This window comes from Sphingopyxis sp. OAS728 (genome assembly GCF_014873485.1).
Taxonomy (GTDB): Bacteria; Pseudomonadota; Alphaproteobacteria; order Sphingomonadales; family Sphingomonadaceae; genus Sphingopyxis.
Genome location: NZ_JADBDT010000001.1, coordinates 904,417 through 925,528 on the forward strand (window position 1 = coordinate 904,417; position 21,112 = coordinate 925,528).

The 21,112-nt window shown below is 58.1% G+C and carries 19 protein-coding genes; 9 read left to right on the top strand and 10 right to left on the bottom strand.

Annotation, left to right across the window (positions count from 1 at the left end; translation table 11 throughout):
- Window positions 1–2 precede the first annotated feature (2 nt).
- Together GGC65_RS04220 and GGC65_RS04225 are read left to right on the top strand one after the other, a co-directional pair.
- Window positions 3–842: a hypothetical protein gene (locus tag GGC65_RS04220; protein ID WP_192646015.1), complete on the top strand. Its 840-nt coding sequence runs from the start codon at window positions 3–5 to the stop codon at window positions 840–842.
- A gap of 209 nt (window positions 843–1,051) precedes the next feature.
- Window positions 1,052–2,146: a glycosyltransferase family 4 protein gene (locus tag GGC65_RS04225; RefSeq protein ID WP_192646016.1), complete on the top strand. Its 1,095-nt coding sequence runs from the start codon at window positions 1,052–1,054 to the stop codon at window positions 2,144–2,146.
- On the opposite strand, the gene GGC65_RS04230 is transcribed toward GGC65_RS04225, so the two are convergent.
- Window positions 2,135–3,091: a UDP-glucuronic acid decarboxylase family protein gene (locus tag GGC65_RS04230; RefSeq protein WP_192646017.1), complete on the bottom strand. Its 957-nt coding sequence runs from the start codon at window positions 3,089–3,091 to the stop codon at window positions 2,135–2,137. The two genes, GGC65_RS04225 and GGC65_RS04230, sit on opposite strands and share 12 nt — an antisense overlap.
- 145 nt (window positions 3,092–3,236) lie before the next feature.
- Here GGC65_RS04230 and GGC65_RS04235 point away from each other — a divergent pair, with 145 nt between their 5' ends.
- The gene (locus GGC65_RS04235; RefSeq protein ID WP_192646018.1) at window positions 3,237–4,400 is read left to right on the top strand and encodes a glycosyltransferase family 2 protein; all 1,164 of its coding nucleotides are present in this window, start codon (window positions 3,237–3,239) and stop codon (window positions 4,398–4,400) included.
- Here GGC65_RS04235 and GGC65_RS04240 read toward each other — a convergent pair.
- Both GGC65_RS04240 and GGC65_RS04245 read right to left on the bottom strand, forming a co-directional pair.
- Window positions 4,360–5,157 (bottom strand): WecB/TagA/CpsF family glycosyltransferase, encoded by a 798-nt coding sequence (locus tag GGC65_RS04240; protein WP_192646019.1) that lies wholly within the window; start codon window positions 5,155–5,157, stop codon window positions 4,360–4,362. The two genes, GGC65_RS04235 and GGC65_RS04240, sit on opposite strands and share 41 nt — an antisense overlap.
- Entirely contained in the window at window positions 5,154–6,608 is a 1,455-nt protein-coding gene (locus tag GGC65_RS04245) for a tetratricopeptide repeat protein (RefSeq protein ID WP_192646020.1), read from the bottom strand. The genes GGC65_RS04240 and GGC65_RS04245 overlap by 4 nt, the downstream gene beginning before the upstream one ends.
- A 222-nt stretch (window positions 6,609–6,830) precedes the next feature.
- On the opposite strand from GGC65_RS04245, the gene GGC65_RS04250 reads away from it, so the two are divergent.
- From GGC65_RS04250 to GGC65_RS04270, 5 genes are all read left to right on the top strand, one after another.
- Window positions 6,831–7,475: a polysaccharide biosynthesis/export family protein gene (locus tag GGC65_RS04250; protein WP_192646021.1), complete on the top strand. Its 645-nt coding sequence runs from the start codon at window positions 6,831–6,833 to the stop codon at window positions 7,473–7,475.
- Between the two features lie 19 nt (window positions 7,476–7,494).
- Window positions 7,495–8,703 carry a hypothetical protein gene (locus tag GGC65_RS04255; protein WP_192646022.1) on the top strand — a complete coding sequence of 403 codons (1,209 nt, stop codon included), beginning with the start codon at window positions 7,495–7,497 and terminating at the stop codon, window positions 8,701–8,703.
- Window positions 8,704–8,714: 11 nt separating this feature from the next.
- The gene (locus GGC65_RS04260) at window positions 8,715–10,151 is read left to right on the top strand and encodes a GumC family protein (protein WP_192646023.1); all 1,437 of its coding nucleotides are present in this window, start codon (window positions 8,715–8,717) and stop codon (window positions 10,149–10,151) included.
- Window positions 10,152–10,175: 24 nt separating this feature from the next.
- Window positions 10,176–10,976 carry a CpsD/CapB family tyrosine-protein kinase gene (locus GGC65_RS04265; protein ID WP_192646024.1) on the top strand — a complete coding sequence of 267 codons (801 nt, stop codon included), beginning with the start codon at window positions 10,176–10,178 and terminating at the stop codon, window positions 10,974–10,976.
- A 189-nt stretch (window positions 10,977–11,165) separates the two neighbouring features.
- Complete coding sequence (locus GGC65_RS04270; protein WP_192646025.1) at window positions 11,166–11,891, top strand: hypothetical protein; 726 nt, start codon at window positions 11,166–11,168, stop codon at window positions 11,889–11,891.
- Between the two features lie 50 nt (window positions 11,892–11,941).
- On the opposite strand, the gene GGC65_RS04275 is transcribed toward GGC65_RS04270, so the two are convergent.
- Genes GGC65_RS04275 through GGC65_RS04290 form a run of 4 tightly spaced genes read right to left on the bottom strand, consistent with a single transcriptional unit; the run spans window position 11,942 to window position 16,164 of the window.
- Complete coding sequence (locus tag GGC65_RS04275) at window positions 11,942–12,592, bottom strand: LPS biosynthesis glycosyltransferase (protein ID WP_192646026.1); 651 nt, start codon at window positions 12,590–12,592, stop codon at window positions 11,942–11,944.
- A complete protein-coding gene (locus GGC65_RS04280; protein ID WP_192646027.1) occupies window positions 12,589–13,773 on the bottom strand; it encodes a glycosyltransferase in 1,185 nt (394 codons plus the stop codon). The genes GGC65_RS04275 and GGC65_RS04280 overlap by 4 nt, the downstream gene beginning before the upstream one ends.
- Window positions 13,770–14,738: a glycosyltransferase family 2 protein gene (locus tag GGC65_RS04285; protein WP_192646028.1), complete on the bottom strand. Its 969-nt coding sequence runs from the start codon at window positions 14,736–14,738 to the stop codon at window positions 13,770–13,772. Before GGC65_RS04285 ends, GGC65_RS04280 begins: the two co-directional genes overlap by 4 nt.
- On the bottom strand, window positions 14,731–16,164 hold the full coding sequence (locus tag GGC65_RS04290) for an oligosaccharide flippase family protein (protein ID WP_192646029.1): 1,434 nt from the start codon (window positions 16,162–16,164) through the stop codon (window positions 14,731–14,733). The genes GGC65_RS04285 and GGC65_RS04290 overlap by 8 nt, the downstream gene beginning before the upstream one ends.
- 144 nt (window positions 16,165–16,308) lie before the next feature.
- On the opposite strand from GGC65_RS04290, the gene GGC65_RS04295 reads away from it, so the two are divergent.
- The gene (locus GGC65_RS04295) at window positions 16,309–17,412 is read left to right on the top strand and encodes an acyltransferase family protein (RefSeq protein ID WP_192646030.1); all 1,104 of its coding nucleotides are present in this window, start codon (window positions 16,309–16,311) and stop codon (window positions 17,410–17,412) included.
- On the opposite strand, the gene GGC65_RS04300 is transcribed toward GGC65_RS04295, so the two are convergent.
- The 3 genes from GGC65_RS04300 to GGC65_RS04310 all read right to left on the bottom strand — a co-directional run bounded on the left by GGC65_RS04300 (window position 17,360) and on the right by GGC65_RS04310 (window position 20,882).
- Window positions 17,360–18,733, bottom strand: a complete 1,374-nt coding sequence (locus tag GGC65_RS04300) for an O-antigen ligase family protein (protein ID WP_192646031.1) — start codon at window positions 18,731–18,733, stop codon at window positions 17,360–17,362. The genes GGC65_RS04295 and GGC65_RS04300 overlap by 53 nt on opposite strands.
- 77 nt (window positions 18,734–18,810) lie before the next feature.
- Window positions 18,811–20,175, bottom strand: coding sequence for a sugar transferase (locus GGC65_RS23690; RefSeq protein ID WP_318780117.1), 1,365 nt, complete (start codon window positions 20,173–20,175; stop codon window positions 18,811–18,813).
- Window positions 20,176–20,633: 458 nt separating this feature from the next.
- Window positions 20,634–20,882 (bottom strand): XrtV sorting system accessory protein, encoded by a 249-nt coding sequence (locus GGC65_RS04310; RefSeq protein ID WP_192646032.1) that lies wholly within the window; start codon window positions 20,880–20,882, stop codon window positions 20,634–20,636.
- Between the last annotated feature and the right edge of the window lie 230 nt (window positions 20,883–21,112).

Here is a 21,112-nt window from a genome sequence, read left to right on the forward strand (position 1 = left end):
CAATGAACCGGACACTCAGCTTCACCTTCGCGTTGATCGCGCTCTCGCTTGCAGCCTGCGACAAGGAAGCGACCGGCCAGGTCGCGGCCGTTGTCAACGGAGAAGAAATCACTCTCCAGGAAATCAATGCCGAACTTGGCAGCACACCCATCCCCGACGGTGTAGATAAAAAGGTCGTCCAGCAGGCCGCACTCCAAAGAATTGTTGAACGGCGCCTTCTCGCCCAAGCCGCGCGGGACGATGAAATCGACAAAACCCCCGATTATCTTCTGCGCGAACGCCAACTGCGTGATGCGCTTCTCGTCCAACTCATGAGCCAGCGCGCCGAGCGCGCCTTGAAAGTGCCCGGCGAGCAGGAAATCGACAAGTTTATCGCCGACAATCCCGTTATGTTCGGCGAGCGCAAGATATTGGCAGTCGATCGTATCCAATTCGCGCTGCCGAAAAATGTCGATCAGCTCAAGGCCCTTGAAAACGATCATTCTATGGAGGCAGTGGCAGCTCGCCTCAAACAGATGGGGATCGAGTTTCGCCGGGATGCGACGCAGGTCGATTCCGCAGCGCTCGGCCAACAGCGACTGCAACAGATTCGCGCGCTGCCCGCTGGCGAACCATTTGTCGTTCCGGAGAATGGTGTTGTAACTGTAGGCGTGGTGACCGGGGAGCGGGCGGAGCCCGTACCTGCGGCAAATGCGCGCCCTCTCGCAGTTCAGGCTCTTCGCAACAAGCAGCTGAGTGAAACGATGCAGCAGCGGCTGAAACAAAGCCGTGCCGGTGCAGAAATTCAGTATCAGCCTGGCTTTGCACCGGCCGCCGCTAAAGGCGACGGCGCAAAAAAATAGCGGATAGGGACGCCCCACATCGTGGGGATCCCGGCGAGGGTAGATGGATGTGGGAGGCGGCCAGCTCTCCCCTGCCCGATCATCCACGGCAACGGTGATGAGTCCAGACCAGTGTCGGTTACCGCCGCCTACGACGAGCCAGCACGCACCAGACTTATGCGCGCGGTCGTCTCAGCGCCCCACGGCACGGCGAACCGGAGTTTGAATAGATGAGACTATTATTCGCGTTACCCGGCTTCCATCGCTACGATCGCGGTGCCGAAGTCGCCTTGCTGTCGGTGGCCGATGCGCTCGCACGCAGCGGTGAGGACGTTACCGTGATGGGCTCGGGAGAAAGCCGCGGCGACGTCGCATACAAATTTCGCCATGTACCCGCAGTCCGACGCGAACACTTTGAACGTTTTCCTCATTTCCCGCCCTTCCGGAGCGAGACAGCTTGGGAAGATGCCAGCTTTGCACCCGGATTGCTCGCAGCTTATAAGCCTTCAGCCTATGACGCGGTCATAACCTGCTCCTTTCCCTTTACCCATTGGGCGCTAAGACGCCCCTCTCCTGTGAAACCACTGCAGATTTTTGTTACGCAGAATGGTGACTGGCCGGCCTTCGCATCCAATTCCGAATACCGAAGTTTTGCGTGTGATGGTCTCATATGCACCAATCCCGATTATCTGGCACGCAACGAGCAACGATGGAAATGCGCGCTAATCCCGAATGGCGTCGACCTTGCGCGCTTTCGACCAGGTCCACTCGATCGTGCCCGTTTCGGCCTTCCGGAAGATCGCCCGATAATTCTCATGGTTAGCGCCTTCATCGCGACAAAGCGCGTTATGGATGCCATCCGCGCGGTCGCTAAACTCGAAGACGCCTTTCTCGTCGTTGCAGGCGACGGCCCGCTTCGCGACGAGGGCCAAGCCCTTGCGGATGCGCTGCTTCCGGGCCGCTTCAAGCGGGTTAGTCTCGCCGCAGCGGAAATGCCGATGCTCTATCGCTCGGCGGATGCGTTTCTGCATATGTCGCTGCTCGAATCCTTCGGGAACGTCTTCATCGAGGCTTGGGCAACCGGGCTTCCGGTGATCGGGCACGACAGCGATCGACTGCGGTGGATTCTCGGTAAAAACGCCGAGTTCCTCTGTGATACCGAAAATCAAGCCGCACTTGTAAGCACGCTGCAGGCCGCCCTTGCTCGCGGACCTGCTCGGACGGAGCACCCCGACGGAATCGAACGCTTTTCCTGGTCTACCATAGCAGACCAGTACCGCGAATTTATTACCGGCCTGCTGGCCGCGCGACCGTCAGTTCGCTAGCTGCCGGAAATAATCGATAGTCTTCACCAAGCCGTCGCGAAGCGCAATCGAAGGCTCCCAATCCAGCTCGGCACGCGCGAGGGAAATGTCGGGTTTACGCTGGGTGGGGTCGTCCGAGGGCAGCGGAAGCTGTACCAGCTTCGACCGGGCGCCGGTCATGTCGATCACCAGTTCGGCAAGTTCTCTAATGGTAAATTCTACAGGATTTCCGATGTTCACGGGGCCCGTAAACCCATCTCGAGAAGTCATCAGGCGCAAGAGACCTTCGACGAGGTCATCGACATAGCAGAAGCTCCGGGTCTGCGAACCGTCGCCGAAGATCGTAATGTCCTCGCCGCGTAGGGCTTGCATGATGAAGTTGGAAACAACGCGGCCGTCCGACGGATGCATTCTCGGGCCGTATGTGTTGAAGATGCGCGCGACCTTCACATCGATTCCATGTTGCCTATGATAATCGAAAAAGAGGGTTTCGGCGCAGCGTTTCCCCTCATCGTAACAGCTGCGTAGACCGATCGGATTGACGTTGCCCCAATAGCTTTCGGTCTGCGGATGCTGCGTCGGATCACCATAAACTTCGCTCGTTGAAGCCTGGAGGATGGGTACCTTGATACGCTTTGCTAGCCCAAGCATGTTGATCGAGCCGATGACCGAGACTTTCGTCGTCTGCACAGGATCATGCTGATAGTGGATTGGCGACGCGGGACACGCCAGATTGAATATAGCGTCGACTTCCACAAAAAGCGGCAGACAGACATCGTGGCGGAGAAATTCAAAACGGGGGTGGCCCAACAAATGGGCTATATTCGCCTTAGCGCCAGTGAACAGATTATCGACGCAGAGCACTTCGTCACCCGCTGCAATCAGCCGGTCGATGAGATGCGATCCAACGAACCCGGCCCCGCCGGTAACCAATACCCTTCGGGCCGAGAAATATTGGCGTGCCATTATCATTGTCCCCCCAAATGTTCACAGCCTTCCTAGACACCGGACCGGCGAATGCATAGGGACGATGTGATTTGAGTGGCAAATTGAGACACCTGCAGCGCAAATTCGTACGGGCTCACCAGTCCCATAAAAGGTTGGCGTCACAATGATCATTTCTCTCGCCTGGATCGTGATGCTGCCCCTTTCGTTCTCCCTCGTCTACTTGGGGGTAGAATTGGCATTCGGCTTGCGCCCTCTGCCGGACGAAGTTTGGAAGGGCTTCGATCGCCCCAGAAAGGTGACCATTTTGATCCCCGCGCATAACGAGAGCGCAGGGATCTCGCTCACCGTGAGCGCGCTTCGGGCGGCAGCGCCGACCGCAGAAATTGTGGTCGTTGCTGACAATTGCGACGACGATACAGCGTGGCTTGCGCAGCAAGAAGGGGCGACGGTCGCCGTGCGCCACGACAGAGAGCGGCGTGGAAAAGGTTTTGCCTTGGCGTTCGGACGTGAGGTCCTCGAGCGCGACCCGCCCGAAGTCGTTATTATCATCGACGCCGACTGCCGCCTCGCTCCCGGCAGCGCGGAGCGACTGGCGTTGCGTGCGCTGGTATCCGGATTGCCTGTGCAGGCTTCAAATTTGCTAACGTCGGATCGAGCTTCGCCGCTGGTGGCTGTTTCGAATTTCGCGATGCTCGTCAAAAACCTCGTACGTGCGCGGGGCATCACGCGGTTAGGCGGCGGCGCGATGCTTTTTGGAACTGGCATGGGGTTCTGCTGGCCCCTCTTCGCGCGGCTCCCCCTCGCCACGGGAGACGCCGTCGAAGATCTAAGTCTGGGTTTGTGGCTCGCCAGACAGGGCGTACCCGTCGACCTCGACGATCGTGCCTTGGTAACGAGCAACGCGGCGCCGATTGAGAGCAGTCGCGCCCAGCGCAGCCGTTGGGAGCATGGGTTCCTGCGCACGGCTGCGGTTAAGGGCGTGCCTCTGATAATGGAGGGCCTTTTAAAGCGCTCTCGAAACTTGACGAGCTTAGGTGCGCATCTGCTCGTCCCACCCCTGGCACTTCTAATGCTCCTGTCAGTCACCGCGTTGGCGGCCGTCGCAGCGGTGGGATTCTGGAAGGGCTATTGGCTGCCCCTCATCATCGGAGGAAGCGCCTTCACCTTCGCGATCATAATGCTTCTGATCAGCTGGTGGAACTATGGAAGGGCCGTGTTGCCCTTTGCCGACCTTCTGCGCGTACCGTTTTACATTTTATGGAAGATACCGATTTACATCGGTTTCTTCACTCGTAACCAGAAAGACTGGAACCGGACGCAGCGGTGAGGCGAGCAGATCTGTCCTTTTGCCAGCGCCGCCAGATCAAGAATATTTCGGGGCCGTCGACAAGGTAGCGACGCCACAGCCGGCGGGGTTCGGTCGCCAACCGGAAGAGCCATTCCAAGCTCGCGCCCTGCATCCAGAGTGGGGCCCGCCTTTTCGCGCCCGTAAGAAACGCGAGCGATGCACCCACGCAAAGCGCAACGCCTCGCGCCCGGCCGCGCTCTAGTATTTCAGAACAAACGAGTTCGCTCTGTGGAGCCCCAATTACGAAGAAAATGACATCGGCGCCGCTGGCTTCGACGAACTCGGCTATCTCGGTGCGCGCTTTGGCATTGTGCCGAACTCCCATAGGCGGCTGGTGAAACTGCCACGCAAACCTCGGATAGCGCTGAGCGATGTCGTGATGAAACTGTGCATCACCTCCTACAACAGCTATCTTTCCCGAAAGGAGCACGTCCTCCAGCAAATCGCGGGTCAGATCGCTTCCCCGCACCAGCGGGAGATCCAAGCCAGACCATGATGCCAACCGCTGCAAGATGCGGCTGTCGCAAACGCAAAGCGTTGCGCGCTCATAGCTTCCGATATGCGCCGGATCCTGCGATCTGTACAATTGGACAATGTGATCGACATTGGGAGTGACGACATAGCTGAACGACTGCCCACTAGCGAGATCTGCCACTCGGGCGCCGACCGACGCGGCCGACCATCGATCAAACATCATTCCCAAAAACTCGCAGCGAAGTGCGCCCTCCCCGATCATCGCGTCACAATCCGGCCGAACAGACCATTGGGTGGCGGCTGACCGGGCAGAAGGTCGACACCATATAAGGTGGTGGCATTAGTTATCCCTTTCAACGCCTCGGCAGTGCATGGTTGCTTCAATCGGGTGCAAACGTCGTTATAAAGTTTCCAGCCACTGAGAAGTGCAGGCGCTGCACGGGTCAAGCGCCTTGAGGTTGCAAGCGCTTCACGGTCCTGCCCGGTCTCTAAGAGCCAGTCAACATAGGCCTTAGTCATATGCGAGTTCTGAGAATTTTCCCTTAAACCCTGACGCCATACGCGGCGCGCATTCTCGAAGTCGTCGCGACGTTCATAGATGCGCGCGGCCAGTGACCATGCCCTCTCCTGGGCAGGGCATTGGCTCACAGCGACTTGCGCTGACCTGAGCGCACCCGAAAGATCATTTTTTTGAAGCCTCGCCTCGGCATCAACCGTCGACGCCAGGCAGTGGGTCTTGTCCTTACCCAGAATCTGCTGAGCCAGCGTGCCGGCGTCATTCCAGCGGCCTTCGCGCGCTGCGAGGCTCGCGTCAACTGCGTGCCGATCTTCTCCGCCAAGGCCGCCAAGCACGGCGCGTGCGCTCGCGACCTTCCCGCGATCCGCAAGATATTCTGCGAGGGCAAGCTTAACGGGCTTCGATCCAGTCGACGTTATGGCCTTCAAACTTTCGCGGTCCAATCCGTCCGGAATATATTCACGCACGACCGCGAAAATGGCTCGAAGCTGTTGCTCGGGAAGCTTTGGATCGGCGAGCAACGCCGTGATCAACCGTATTGCATCTTGGGGGCGCCCATCCTTGAACGAGAAATTTGCTTCATCAAGCCGCACGTCCCGATTATCGGGCGCAAGCGTCCGCAGGAGCGCGAACTGGCTTCGCATTCCCGGCGCGTCGCGCATCACCCGGAACACCTCGAGCCTCGTCATCACCACACCCACGGTCTCGGCTTTTGAAACCCCGTAATTAGCCAGTACCCGAAGCGCGTTGGCCGGTTCACCTCTGCGAACGGCGACACGTGCTTTCAGAATGACGCCGCCTTCGTTATTTGGGTCTTGAGAAAGAATCTTATCGGCATACGCATCCGCCTCGGCGAACCGACTGCGGATGACGGCATGGAGGCCGCGTATCAACAAAGCTTCGGGCTCGGCGGGATTGAGCGACAGTATCGCGTCTGTCGCCTCGAGAGATTCGCGCAAATTTCCGGTCTGGAGGCCAAGTTGCGAGACCGCTTGGAGGGCCTCCATATTGGTGGGATCCAGTGACATCGCATTGCTGTATGCGTCGTAGGCACCGGGCAAGGAACCGGCGGTCATTTCAATTCGCCCCCGCAGTATGTGGAACTGCGGCTCATCGTCGCGCAAGGCAATCGCCTCGTTGATTGCGATGCGGGCCTCGCCGAGCCGGCGTTGCTCAAGAAGCGATTGCGCCTGCATTGCCCCCTCGGCGGCAGCAGCATCAGACCGGCCGCAGGCTGTGAGCGCAGCGCAAATTGTCAAGGAAAAAGCGATTAAAATTGTCCCATGTCGGGGCGCATTTCGTATCATACTACCCATCATGAGCCAGTATTCCGCGGGTTAACGTGGTAGCCAAAGACTATGGCCTACCTTATAAAGGTCATCGTTGAACTGTCGACAGGTCACTGAGGTATCTCCCGAATGATTAGAATTTTGCTCTCCGGTGGGATCATCGCAGCAATCGCCGGGCTGCCGGTCGTTCATGCGCAGGCCCCCGAGGCACTTCCCTCCGAACCCAGGCTCACGACCGCGAGCGGCGCAGCGGCGACGTCCACGGCCTCGACCTATCGCATCAATGCCGGGGACGAACTGGAAATATACGTCTGGGGGGAAGAGCGCCTTCAACGCAAGGTTAAAGTCCTTCCCGACGGGACAATGGCTTTCCCGCTCGTAGGTCAGATCAAGGTCCAAGGATTTCTGCCTTCTGAAGTGGAGGGATTGATCACGAACGGGTTGAGCGCCCAATATGTCGGTGCTGTCCCGCAGGTTACGGTCTCGGTCGTCGCTGCTTCCGGGATGCAATTTTCGGTCATGGGTCGGGTGAAGTCGCCGGGGACATTCTCACCGGGACGTTATGTCAATGTTCTTGAAGCCTTGAGCATGGCCGGTGGGCCTGCGGAGTTTGCGAACCTCGACAATGTGGTGATCATTCGCAAATCGAACGAGCAGCTAACAACACTGAATGTGCGCCTTGCCCCGTTATTCAAATCGGGGGTTGACGCGAAAGATGTGGCGCGCGCCAATATTTTGCGCATCGAAACCGGCGACACTGTAATCGTGCGCTGATGAACCGGGGGATTTTCTGATGAAGAAGCTCGCTTCTTCCTTGGTTGCGGTAATTCTTGCCTGTCAGGCACAAGTTGCGCTTGCTCAGTCAGAACCCGAGGCCTCTCTCGAAGTCTCGATCGGAGGCGGTCTCGCTACCAATCCCTATCTTTACGCCGATGCAGAGACTGCAGGCTCGGTCACCCTCAGTGTTTCGCCATCGATCATCTATGAGGACGAGCTGGGCGACACGAGGCTCGGAGGAAATCTTCGTGTCTCGCAATATACCAATCGATATGGCAGTGACATTGCAGCACGCGTGGAAGCTTCCGCACAGCGGATGCTTGACGAGCTGACCAGCGTTAGCATCTCGTCTTCCGTTCAAACCGCACGTTCGGCGGTCCAGGACGGCTTGATTTTCGACGCCAGCGCATCGCCCGGCTCAGGCCCCATCGAACCGCCTGAGCTTCCCGTCATCGATACTACTATCGCCGGCACCCGCGCTCGCATTACCAATGTCAGCACCAGCGTCGGGCTCTCTCGCGTCCTCGATGAAGTTAGCTCGGCGAACGCAAGCATAACGCTTGGCGGGACCTATATCGGTGGCGGTGTCGGCTTTGATTATCGGAATGCCTCCGCGCAGCTAGGTTATGAGCGGAAGCTTTCGGAGCGCACTTCGCTTACCCTTGGATCGCAGTTTGGCGTGGTCGATTATCTTGGAAGACGGACGGGAGACAGTTTTATCGTCTCGCCTCGCGTCGGAGTGAGCCAAAAGCTGAGCGACCGTCTAAGTGTCGTGGCCGACGCCGGGATTTCCTATGTTGATACCGATATCGGCGCGGGCTTTCGCAGCAAAACCATATCTTTTGCGGGGAGCGTGGGTATTTGCGACCGCGGTCCCAATCAAAATCTCTGTTTCTCCGCCGGTCGCAGCGCGCAGCCGACGGCATTGGGCGGCGTATCGACCGTGACGACGGCGTCGCTGAGCTATGACACGCAGCTGTCGGCTGTCGATCGTGTGTCCCTGACAGCACGCTATGGACGGACGAACCAGGATGGCCGCGGTCTCCCACTTTCGCGCATCACGGAATTGGTGGGTGCGCTCGCAACCTACACGCGCAGGCTCAGTGAGCGCGTCGCGTTAACCGTTACCCCGAGCTATTCGAAGATTTACGACGATCGCGAAAAACGCGACGCGAATTTCGCGCTGATGGTCGGATTAACCGTCATATTTGGAGACCAGCGCTAGTGGAGGAGACAATGTTTGAAGCGTCGCTCGAGGACGAGCCGGCGGGTGGAAATTTTCTTCAGCAATTGCCAGTGATACTGTGGCAGCGGCGTTGGTTCATTATTATACCCACAATCATCGGCATTGTTGGTGCTCTTGCGGCTATTCTCTTCGTTCCTCCCGTTTACCGTTCTAATGCGATCATGCTGGTGGAGTCACCGCAACTTCCCAAAGAAGTTCTTGGAATGGATGCCGGGAACCTGATCGATCGGCGGATCGCGGCAATCCGCCAGCAGATTACCGCGCGCCCCGATCTCATTCAGCTCATTGAGCGGCACGGGCTTTATGCGAGTGAACGGAAGCGCGCCCCGCTCTCTGACGTGATTGCCGATATGCGGTCGGCCATCACGCTGACGCCATCCGAAACGTCCACGCCAGCCGCCGGCGGGACCGAAAACCGGACGATCGCATTTGAACTTGCGTTCGAATATTCGCAGCCAGCGCAAACGCAGGCGGTGACGCAGGAACTCATGGATCGTGTGCTGCAGCTCGATGCGCGAGGGAATGCGGAGCAAGCGACGAATACTGTCCAGTTCCTGACCGACCAATCGGCCGACCTGGAGTCTCAAATTGCGGCCTTGCAGTCGCAAATCAGCGAAATCAACGCGCGCAATGGGAGCGTCCTTTCCGGCGGTGGGATGATCATGGGCGGCGGCGGCGGAAGCTATGATGTGCAGATCGCTGCGCTTCAGCGGGACAATCAGCTGCTTATCCAGCAGCGCAGCCTTGCCCAGACGAGCGACGAGCGGGACCCGATCGTATCGGCTGCAGAAGCTAGATTAGCTGGAGCTCGATCGATCTACGCAGAAACGCATCCGGATGTTGTCATGGCAAAACAGGCGCTGGCCGAAGCAAAGCGGCTGGCGAAGGATAATAGCGCAAAAATACCCGTCAACACCCTGGACGAACAAATCGCCTTCAATAATTCGCAGATCGCGGCTCTGCGAAGCGCGAAGGCAGGCGAGACCGCACAAGTCAATTCGCAGCTCTCGGCGCGCGCGCGCGCGCCCCTCGTGCAGCAGCAACTAGGCGAGTTGCAGCAGCGTCTGACCGCGGTGAATGCCCAGTATGAACAGGTACAAAACCAGCTCATGGGCGCGCGCGCCGGAGTCCGGGCGGAAGATGAGCAGATGTCCGAGCGTTTGTCGGTTGTCGAACCCCCCGTGATTCCCGATCAGCCTAGCTGGCCCAACCGGCTCATTCTGGGAGCGCTTGGAGTTGGCGGCGGCATCGCGCTGGGGTTCCTTCTCGCCTTAGCCGTCGAGCTTGTTCTTCGCCCTATTCGCGATCCCTCGGCGCTGAAAGCCATCTTCGGGTCGCAACCTCTCGGCATCATACCGGTGATCGAAGCTGTGCGCACCCGGCCCAAGGGCTGGAAGCGCTTTCTCCCGTTCCGAGGCACGCGTTGACGTGCCCCTCTCTAAGGTTGATACATGGCTGACGCTAACCCGCCCTCCCCTGGTGACACGACCATTTTAAGGTTGGCAAATCTAGCAGGCTTCACCCCGCCGATTTCGGAGGTCAAAAAGCACCGTATCGTCGGTTTCGACAACCGCGACGCGCGCGCGCGCCCGTTCAATCTGCTCCGCACGAGTTTCGCAAAAAAACTCAGGGAAGATGGCCATCGACTGGTCGGCATCACTTCGGCCACCCCGGCGGCTGGCAAATCCTTTCTCTCGATGAATCTGGCCAGCTCGCTCGCTCGCGTCGTCGAGGAGCCAGTATTTCTTGTCGATCTCGATATTCGCAGAGCTTCACTCGCCGAGGAGGTCGGACTTGTGCCGGAGCGCGGCGTCGAAAGTTTCCTCGAAGGCAGCGTCGTCGATCTGACCGAAATCGGTCACCGGATCGAAGGGACGAACCTGGGACTTTTTCCGTCGGTACGGCGGACGAGCAACACCGCGGAGCTGCTGGCGGGTGACCGGTTTACGCAGATGATCGAGAATCTGCGCGGCCGGTGTGAAGCCTCTACGATATTATTCGACCTCCCCCCCGCCTTCGCAAGTGACGACGCGATGATCAGTTTGTCGCAGCTCGACGGATATATTCTCGTCGTCGATTCCGGCAAAACGACGCGGAGGCATATCTTGGACGTACTGGCCATGCTGTCGCCGACGCCGTGCGTGGGCACCATTCTCAATCGGTATAGCGGCGGACTGGGTGATAGTTATGGCTACGGATACGGTGGTCCCGATTACGGAAAATATTATAATCTCACCGATCCTTCCTCCTGACAGGCGGGCACTTATGTCGCCATTACCGGCCATTTTTTCAGGACGCACGATCTGGTGATCAACGGCCGGTCAACCCTTTCAGAATTCGGCGGCTAAAGGACTACGATGCCTCTACTTCCCCTCAACTCTCTTTGGGTCGGGCCACGACTTAACTATCTCGAGCGACTGTGCCTCGCCTCCGCAAAGGCGATGGGACATGAGTTCACGCTTTGGAGCTATGATCCGGGATCGCTTACTGGCGTCCCCCCGGGCACGACGCTGCGCAATGCTTCAGAAGTTATGCCTCGGGAACGACTACTGCGATATCGCGACAGCGGCTCGGTTGCTCTTGGCGCAAATCTGTGGCGCATCGAGCTCCTCGCGAAAGGCCTTGGCTGCTGGGTCGATATGGATTTTATCTTCTTGCGGCCGATCGAAGATGACTCGAGCTATGTTTTTGGGCTCGAGTACGAAGGCTGGATCAATAATGCGGTCATCTACGCTCCTGCGGCATCGTCGCTTGTGAAAGACCTCCAGTCGATACCCCGCGCCAATATGGTGCCGCCTTGGTATGGTCCCAGGAACCGGCTGAAATTTCTCTGGCGCCGGTGGCGGGAGGGACCGATCGAACTTGAGGATTATCCTTGGGGCACCTTTAGCGCCGGCCTCCTGACTTATGCAATTAAGCGAAACAAACTCATGGCGCAGGCATCCACTCCCGATGTGTTTTATCCTGTCCGATACAAGGACGCCCTTTCTCTCTACGAGCCCGCCGATGTCGTCAGAGCGATGCTGACGAAAGAGACCCGCGCGGTCCATATGTGGCACTCACGTCTCCAGGGTCTACGCGATGCACCACCCGCGCGCGGGACATTCATTGAGCAGATGTGCTCCAGGTTTGAGGTCGACACCGACGACAACAGCTACGGCCGCTAACCCAAATTTGTCTCGGCCGCGCTGGGATATTCTTGGGCTTTGACCAGCCGCTATTTACGGCTCGCGCCCCGGCGAAATCCTCGCGCCAAGGTGGCAGCCCCGCGCAGGAATGGTAGACGATCGAACCAGGCAAGCGATGCGATGTCGCTACGCGACGGCCGCTGTCCGGCCAGCGGTGGCTCCGCGAATAACGTGCGCACTGCGGGATTTGCGCGCCGAAACCAGACGTACGCGCCGTCAATTGGTGGATGGATCCCCTCATACTCCAGCTGCTCGAGATAGTCGGACATCAACTTCGCGCCCCGTCGCGAGAAGCCCATCATATGAGCACCCTGAATGTCGCTGCGCGCAAGGTCAGTCGGAAGAGAAGCGTGATATCCGCCGTAGAATATATCCCACTCGTCATGGAAGGTCCGGTTTTCAGCATCTGGCGAGAAGATGCAGTCATCTTCCAGGATGAGCAATGATTCGCCTGCGGCAGCGGCGTCGCGCAGGAGAATCTTCTGACTGGCATAGACGCCGCGAGCGCCGATTGAAGTAAAACTCCCCGCATCCTCAGGCCTGATGGCGTCGAAGTAACTCACGCGCGGGTCGCCTACCAACCCAACCTTCGCGAGTTCGCGATTCATGGCGCGGCGCCGGTCTGTACGGTAGGGGAGATTGATGATGCGTATCCGTTCAAAATAGTCGAAAACCCTCACGAAATTATCTCCCCCGAGAAAAGCCGTGCCATCTTCGCTGCGGAAAGCTCGACCCGAAACTCCTTCTCGACCTTGATGCGACCGGCGTTACCCATATTATGCCAATCGCCTCGCGCTGCGGCCAACACGCCGATTTTTCGAGAAAGATCCTCCCAGTCCGAAGGCGTAAACAGCAAACCTTCGGCGCGATCTGTGACCAGTTCGGGTATACCGGCAACCCGGCTCGCCACGACGGGACGCCGCATCGCCATGGCTTCGATTAGCACGACGGGCAAACCTTCCATCAAGCTGGGCAGAATAAGTATGTCAGCCGCCGCTATCTCGGCGAGAGTCTCAGCCTCGGACAAGGCACCAGTGAGCCGGATGTGCCGGAGAAGGTGGAGCTCAGCGGCCCGCCGCTCGATGGCCGGCCCCATCGGCCCCTCCCCGACCAGAGTCAAATGGAACTCGGCTCCACCCGATGCGAGAGTCGCGAGCGCATCCAGCAAACCGAAGTGGCCCTTTTCAGCGGACAGTCGGCCAACGCAGATCATTCTCGTCGGTGCGCCATCAATATGCGGTTCGGGGTGCGGCAACACCCTCATATCGATCCCGCATCTTACGACAGCCATCTTGCCCCAGTGCAACGGATCAACGATGCGCATCGCCTGGGCGCGCATGAAGAAACTGGCGCACGCGACAAAAGACGCCGCTTTGAGCTTTTCGGCGAGAAGCGGGCCGGCGGGATAGTCCGTCTCGGATATACCATGAAGCGTGAGGCTCCAAGGGATCCGGCTATAACGGGCAGCGATCAATCCGACGGTTGCGCCGCTATTGGCGAAATGATTGTGCAACCGGCTCGCACCGGCACGGTCGAGCAAACGGGCCAGCAGCATGGCTTCGATGAAATGAAACTGCGACCAAATCAGTGACTTTAGCCCCGGCACGCGGTGGCGCAGCGCCAAGAGCCAGCTCGCCACAAACCGGCGAGGCCCGGTCAATAACGCCCAGCCCAGCGCTGTTAAGTAGGTGATAAAAGACCGACCAAGAAGGTTCTCAGCCGCAGTTGCTGTCGATGCCCCGCGGCGTATCGTATAGGGCGTAACACCCACGCCCAGAGCGCGAAGCGCCTCGATCTCGCGCCGTACAAAGGTGTGAGATGGCGCGTGTAGATCGCTGACCAGATAGGCAATGTCGCTCATTTATAGAGTATCGCGCCCTGTTTTTTGCCGGCGATCCAGCTTGCAGCGAAACGCAGAATTCCGATCGTTTCGGCGAACTTTCCGAAGAGCATATGCCAACCCCATGTGATGCCGCCGCGGATGGAAAGCCTCGCCAACTGAACTAACCAGAGAAGAGGAGGAGCAGCGGCGCTCAATGGCCCGACCGCGAATAACAAGACAATAGCCGCCAGCGCGACGCCGATCGTCCAGCCAAGGGCGCTAGCCACTTGCCGCCCATAGAGCGGCGATATGCTGGCTCCTCTTGTCTTTAGCCAGACCTGCGCATACCCAAATCCGCTTCTGACGGCGCGCATCCACCATTGGCGCGCGCGGTGCATGTCGGCGTCATGAATCGTCATGGGGCGGTCAATTCGCCACACCCCCCAGCCCGCCCCGCGCAGCCGGAAACAAAGTTCGGGCTCCTCGCCGGCAATGAGCTCGGGATCATATCCTCGCGCCTGCGCCAAAGCCTCGACCCTGAACATTGCATCACCGCCGCACGCGTCGGCTTCTCCGATCGGCGTATCCCATTCGCCATCGCACATCCTGTTATAGATGCTCCGTTCGGGATAGCGCTCACGCCGTCTGCCGCACACGGCGGCGGCACTCGGCTCGGATCTCAAAAACATGTCCGCAGCCGCCAACCAGCCAGGCTCGAGTTCGCAGTCACCATCAACAAACTGAATAAACTCGACAGCGGGACTAATGCCGAGAATTGCTTCGAAGCCGGCGTTGCGCGCCCGCGCCGCGGTGAAGGGTTTCGCCAGGTCCAGTTGGACAACATGCACGCCGATGGAGCGGGCGAACACCACGCTGTCGTCCGTTGACGCGCTGTCGACATAGACGATCGGTATCTGTTGATCGACCGACCCGAGGCAACGCTTGAGCCGTTCCCCCTCATTGCGGCCTATCGCAACCAACCCAAGCTTCGCGCCATCATTCATGTGCGAAGCGCGCCTGAGCGATCCATGCGTCCACCCCGCCTGTCAATCCCGCAAGCATGCTCGCCTCCCGAAACAAAAATATCAGAAGGAAAAACATGAAAGTCAACGCGGCATCCTGCCTGAGAAAACTGAGACCGACACCGCGCTTGCGCCAAGCAAGAACGGCATAGCGGACGGCTTCGGCAAGGACGAAAATGGCGAGTGCCGCATTCATGCCATACCGCGGCAACACGAATGGAAGTGCGATTGCGATGACCGCAAGTTTTCCGCCATTACTGAATGCCACGCCCGACGGCTTGCCAACCCCCATCATCATCGCGTCTGCCATTGTGGCGAGAATACCGAACCAGCTTCCGACGAGCAATATTGTCAGAAATAGTCCCGCCTCGTGGTACCGCGCATCGTAGAACAGGAAGATGAACTCATCCGCGATGGCCGTGCCTAGCGCAAGTCCCACAGCGACGAGACAAAGCACTGCCAATCGCATCGGTCGGATTGCTCGCTGGAGGTCGGGCCCTCGCTGGTTGGATGCTGCCACTTTGGGAAAGATCAGGAGGCTGCCCATGCGTTGGAACAGCTGCATTATCGTATCGGCAAATGTTCTCGCGATTCCGTAGACACCGAGTGCAGCAAAGGAAATGGTGTCGGCGAAGTACAGCCGATCAAAATTCATCGCCAGGAAGTAGATGAGAGACGCAAGAAATATCCATTTCCCGAAATGGAGAATCGCCTTCACCGCTTCCTTATCCCACCGAAGCCTGTGCGTCCGCCAGTCGATCAAGAAAAAACTCGCGGCGGCCGGTGCAGCAGTCCCGATCAGAAGTCCAAAAACGAGAGCCCAGATGGTTGGGGTATATAATGCGAGGCCAATCTGAACGACTATTCCGAACAACGAAGTGCCGAGGTCGAATAGAGCCAGTTTCCGTACTTGAAGCTGCTTTTGCAGGAGAAAACGCGCCGGCGATGTCAGTCCCGTCAAGATGAATATGGGGGCGACTGCCGGCAGAAGTACCAGCAACTGTGGATTGTCGTAGGCGTGCGCGATCGGCACCGTCAACAGCATCGCCAAGACGAAGAGCAGCAAACCGCGAACGATCTGGATCGTCCAGGCCGTGTTGTAGAAGTCCGGCTCAATGCCCCGTCGATTATTGACGATGCTCTGACCGACGCCGACATCGGTCAGCAGTTCGCCGCCGGTGCGCAGCGTGTTGATGAGTAGCATCGTTCCGAGCAGTGCAGGCGCCAGAAGCCACGCGAGGACGACGTTCGAAGCTAGCCTCAAAATCTGTTGCGCGATATGAGCTCCTGCCACCCATCCCGCCGATCCGATGAGCTGTAGCCTGCGCTGAACGAAGGTCCGGACCCTGGACGACGCATTGGCATCGAGGGCGACCGGATCGGAAGGTCCTATCTGGCTTTCCTGCACGCGTCTGTGATGCTTTCTCGACGGAATCCAACCGGCGCAAGCCATCTCGCCCAGCCCGCGAACAATGGGATAGCAGGCAGACCCTCCAGCGCAACTGACATTCGCAAGAATGCTGATATGGGTGAACGCACAGCGGGGGACACCATGGCCAACAACGAGCATAACGATTCCGCGGTTACGCCGCACAGGTCCATATCCAAAAATGGAACGATGCATTCCATCCAGTTGCTTCGAGCGGTTGCGGCGCTGCTCGTCGTTCTTTACCATGGTCAGCAAGCAATTTCGGCGCGCTTTGCCAGTCCCGCCTTTCCCGCCGAATCCTATCTCTTTGCCTTTGGCGCCGTTGGCGTCCACATATTCTTCGTAATTAGTGGGTTCATCATGGTCTATACGACCCGTTTGGATCAGAAGTTCATCGCCCGTGATTTTCTTCGCAAGCGGGTCTTGAGAATCTACCCAATGTATTGGGTCTGTGCTACTTTCTATCTCGTTATCCACTACATGCTGGGCAGCCCCTACCTGCTTGAGGGCTCGGAAATCTGGGGTGCGCTTGCGCTCGCTCCCGAGTATGCCTCGGCCATAATCGGGCCCGCATGGACGTTGTCGTTCGAGATGTTTTTCTACATTTGCTTCGGCATCGCAATGAAGCTCGGCCCGACGCGGGGCCTGATCACGTTGGGCTTAGCCTTCACGCTCTCCATCGCCACGGGCTTTCTTCTCCCCGCGGACGGCGCATTTGGACGTCTCGTTACCAATAGCCTGCTCCTGGAATTCATCGCCGGAACCGCTATAGGATGGCTTCTCGCCACAGGCCGGCTCCCACAACGAGGTGGTCCGATGATCGTGGTTTTTGGACTGGTCTTGTTCGCGGCCGGGATTGCCGCCGGTTATGATCGCCTTCCCTCAGTTATAATTTGGGGAATTCCCAGCACCCTGCTCGTGGCGGGCGCGGTGATTTGGGAAAACGCTAATGGCTTCAAAAAGGCTCTTCGGAAGTTCAGTCATTTCGGCAACAGCAGCTATGTCTTGTATCTGATCCATCTGGTCATCATCACCTTGACCATCGCGCTGGCGGCAGAAGTGCCCTTGATTAGAAAGCTCGAGCCCGCGGTCGCTGCATTTGTCATTGCCGGGCTCTCGCTTTTGGCGGCTGAGGGACTTCACGCGGGGATAGAACGGCCAATGACACGGTCGCTCAACGGCCTTTTTCGGGCGCGTGCGCCAAAGGAGAAGCTGGCGCGATTTTGATGGATGCCGGACGGTGCGATCGCGCAGCTCTTGCCTGAGACTGCCGCTCGGTCTTCATCTGCCGGATGCATCCGGCCACGATCCCCAGTGCTATCGCGAAGACATATTGTGCATGATAAACAACAAATACCCACTCATAGAGCCCGTGTAGTCCCAATATTATGAACGTCACGCTCGCGCCGAGCACGATCTCGCCTCGTGCGTCGCGGCGATTGCGAAACGCGAAGACGAGGCCGCGAAAAATCGGAATGAGCAAAAGGGCGATAAATGTCAGAAATCCCGGCCAGCCCGTTTCGGCGGCGGCGAGAAGATACATGTTATGTACGTTTGCCGAACGACTGGCCCAGTTCCAGATGACACCAGCCCGCGCCGAGTAGCCTTGCGAATTTGCAACCACGACATATTGGTTTGCACCCACTCCCATCGGATGGTCGCGCCACATCGATTTCGCCGCGCGCTCGAATGCAAGCCGCTCCTCGTCCGAGCCTTGACTGACCGGTCTAACTGTAAAACGTTCCTGGAAACTCGTCATCGCGATCGGGCCGACGATGGCAAGTGCGACAACAGCGAGTCCTACTATTTTCCATTTGTGCGTAGTCGGTCGACGCGCGAGCGAAAGCACGAATAGAAACGCCACCCCTATGGCGACGAAACCGACAGTACCTCGCGAAGCGCCGAGCGCAACGGCAACGAGTGCGGCGAGCACGCCGAACATGATCAGCTTGCTGCGCTCGCCTGCGAGCAGAAGTGCCAAGAGCGGCAATGTCACGAAATGCAGCATGAGGCCCAAGAGGTTTTGATGGCCCATCGTCCCCGCGGCCTGAACGACGCCCGACAGACGTTGATCAATTGTTACGACAGCTTGGAAAATGGCACCAAGAGCCAGCCCGAAGCTCAGCCACCTGATAGCGCGCGGATCTCCTGCAAAGGATGCTACGGCGACAAATATGAGAAGCACGCGCACAAGCTGAGACAGATAGAAAAACGAACTCATCGGCAGGCTGGAAACGGCCAGCGAGAGCGCGACTGCGAAAAGATATGAAAGAAACGGCGGGAGAAACGGCAACTTCCTAAAGGGGCGCCGACTGGTCGCGAGTATCGCGATCGCCAGCGTGTCGAGGAGCGATACCACAATCCCCTTCGCATATCCCGGCCATGCCGGCCACGTGACGAAAGCAGCATCAAGATTAAATGCGCTGATAAGAAACGGCAGGGCGCCGATACCAAGATAGGCCCATTTCCGTTGCTTGGGATATCGTCGAAGCCAACCGATGAGCACCGGGATCGACAGGAGAATTAGCAATAGGCCGACTATACGCATGGGGTCTGCCTAGGCGAGCGACCATTGCCTGCCAATCTGATGTCGAGCGAACTCATGATATCCTCAGCGCCAAGCGCTCAATACGCGTTCTTGTGCATGACGACGCGGACTGTCTTCAGCAGAATGATGACATCGTTCCAAAGCGACCAGTTGGAGAGATACTCCAGATCGCATCGGACCCGACGGTCGATGTCTTCCACGCGCTCGGTGGCGCCCCGATAGCCCCGAATTTGTGCCAAGCCAGTAATGCCGGGTTTAAGAGCGTGCCGAAGCCAATATTGTCGTGACGCGTGCCAGAACAGCTCATCGCCTGCTGTGGAACCCAATGCGTGGGGACGGGGGCCTACCATGCTCATGTCGCCGCGAAGCACATTGAGGAGTTGGGGCAGTTCGTCGACGCTCGTCCGGCGGATGATGCGGCCGACGCGAGTAATGCGTTCGTCGCCGCGACTGGTTGAGCGGTTGCCCGCACTGTCGGTGCTTTCGACGTGCATCGAGCGGAATTTGAAAATCCGGAACTGGCGGTTCCCCTGCCCTACACGCAGCTGCCGGAAGAAAATAGGGCCGGGCCCTTCAAGCCGTATCGCGATCGCCACGCCTATCAGGAGCGGCATGAGGAGGACGATCGCGATCAGCGCCACCACGAGGTCGAGCGACCGCTTCTGAATGCGGTTTACAAGATTGAGCGGTCCGCGCGAAAGCACGATCGTGTCCCGATTATCATAGTCGCCGATTGCAACGGCACCATGGAGGAGATCGCGATCCAACAGGATTTCGCCGCCGACGTCATGCCCTTTTAAAAATGTCGCCCACGCGGGACGGTGATCATAATGGCACGAGATGATCACCCGATCGTAAGGTGCGATCAACCGCGATAAAGCATCGATCATGTCCGGGCGGTCCGGATCGGGCCATAACCCTTCGGAACCGACATTAACGACCGACGCATATGGTTCAGGCCGCGCATCGAGGCCGTCCAATATCAGGATCGTGGCCAACACAGCATCGCCCAAGATGCGTTTTACGACAGCGTCCAGAAAAATCTTCGCGGCAATGATGAGGATCGCCGCGGCACCAAAGGTGACGGCAAGACCCAGCCGGGAAATTTCTTGCGATTTGAAAAGGAAACCCATTCCGATGATAACGAAAGCTGTCGCGCCCAACGCCCCCAGCGAGCGTCGGATCGCCACAAGCCGATTTCCAAGGGTCTCAACATCCTGTGCCTCGCGCGCTATCTCGAACATTATGAAGATTGGCAGCGCAATAAAGATGATCGACTGCCCTCCTGCGGCGAGCCAACGTTCATCACGCAGTTCGAGGGCGCACAGATACCCGCCAATCAATGCCATAATGTCGAGGAGGAGTGAGAGGCCATAGAGGAAGGTTCGTTTGTCGCGGGCAGACGAAAACATACCAGGCGTGTTGGCTGCCGGATCGACCACGCGAACTGGGGACCATGAGCCCTCCATCGATTTGGTCCGCAAATTTTCCATCTAGTACCTGCCCTGACCCCACTTACAGCCGGTTATAATAACATCGCGTTTCGGCGGCCTCTGCTGCCGAAACTTTGGACGCTGCGTCTGGTTCTCCAATACTTATGGTCCGCCCTGATATTCTCCGGGCGAGAGTCTGTTGCTTCAAGTCATTATCGATTATCGCGCGCTGGCGGCCTTTCGTATCAAAATGCCTCGACCGAGCCACTGGCGAAATTGAACGCCCCACAGTCATGATAGATCGGCAATATACTGTGGTGATGACGCGGGCTCTGAAAGCCGACAAGGGCCTGCAGGACCATCAGCGAGACGGGAGCTCCACCCGATACACGCCATGCTGCATACGAAAGATGGAAGCCCACTTTGGCTGCCGGCAGGTACCGCAATCCTCGCCACGATAGTCAAGACTAGGGTTTGACAAAGGGGATCGGCACATTGAGCACCTTGAAGATGTACACAACGACCGCCACGAAAATCACCGCCGCTGGCGCGTGATAGCCCTCATTGCCAACATAGTTGACTAGCGCACAGCCCACCGCCGGAGGTGCATATTGCCAAAGATGGTCGCGCGGCTCCTCTTCTGCTGACCGTTGCAGAAGTAAGGTCGCAAGCCCGGCAAATGTAAAAACGGTAATCCAGTCCCAAGCTGTTTCCACGTTCGCTCCCCTCATCAGCAACCGACATAGGCGCAAATTGCGCCCGCCGGTCCGTGCGTATGGCGTAGCAGGGCCGTAACACGTCGGATAGGCGCGATTTTCCGTTTCCGAGACACTACTGGCTACCGCCCGAGGCACTTATTTTCGCCGGAGGCCCACCGTTTTGCAACCTCGCACTACGTAGAACCGTGCCAAGTTGAGACTGTCTTAAACATATTTTGATAGGAGGA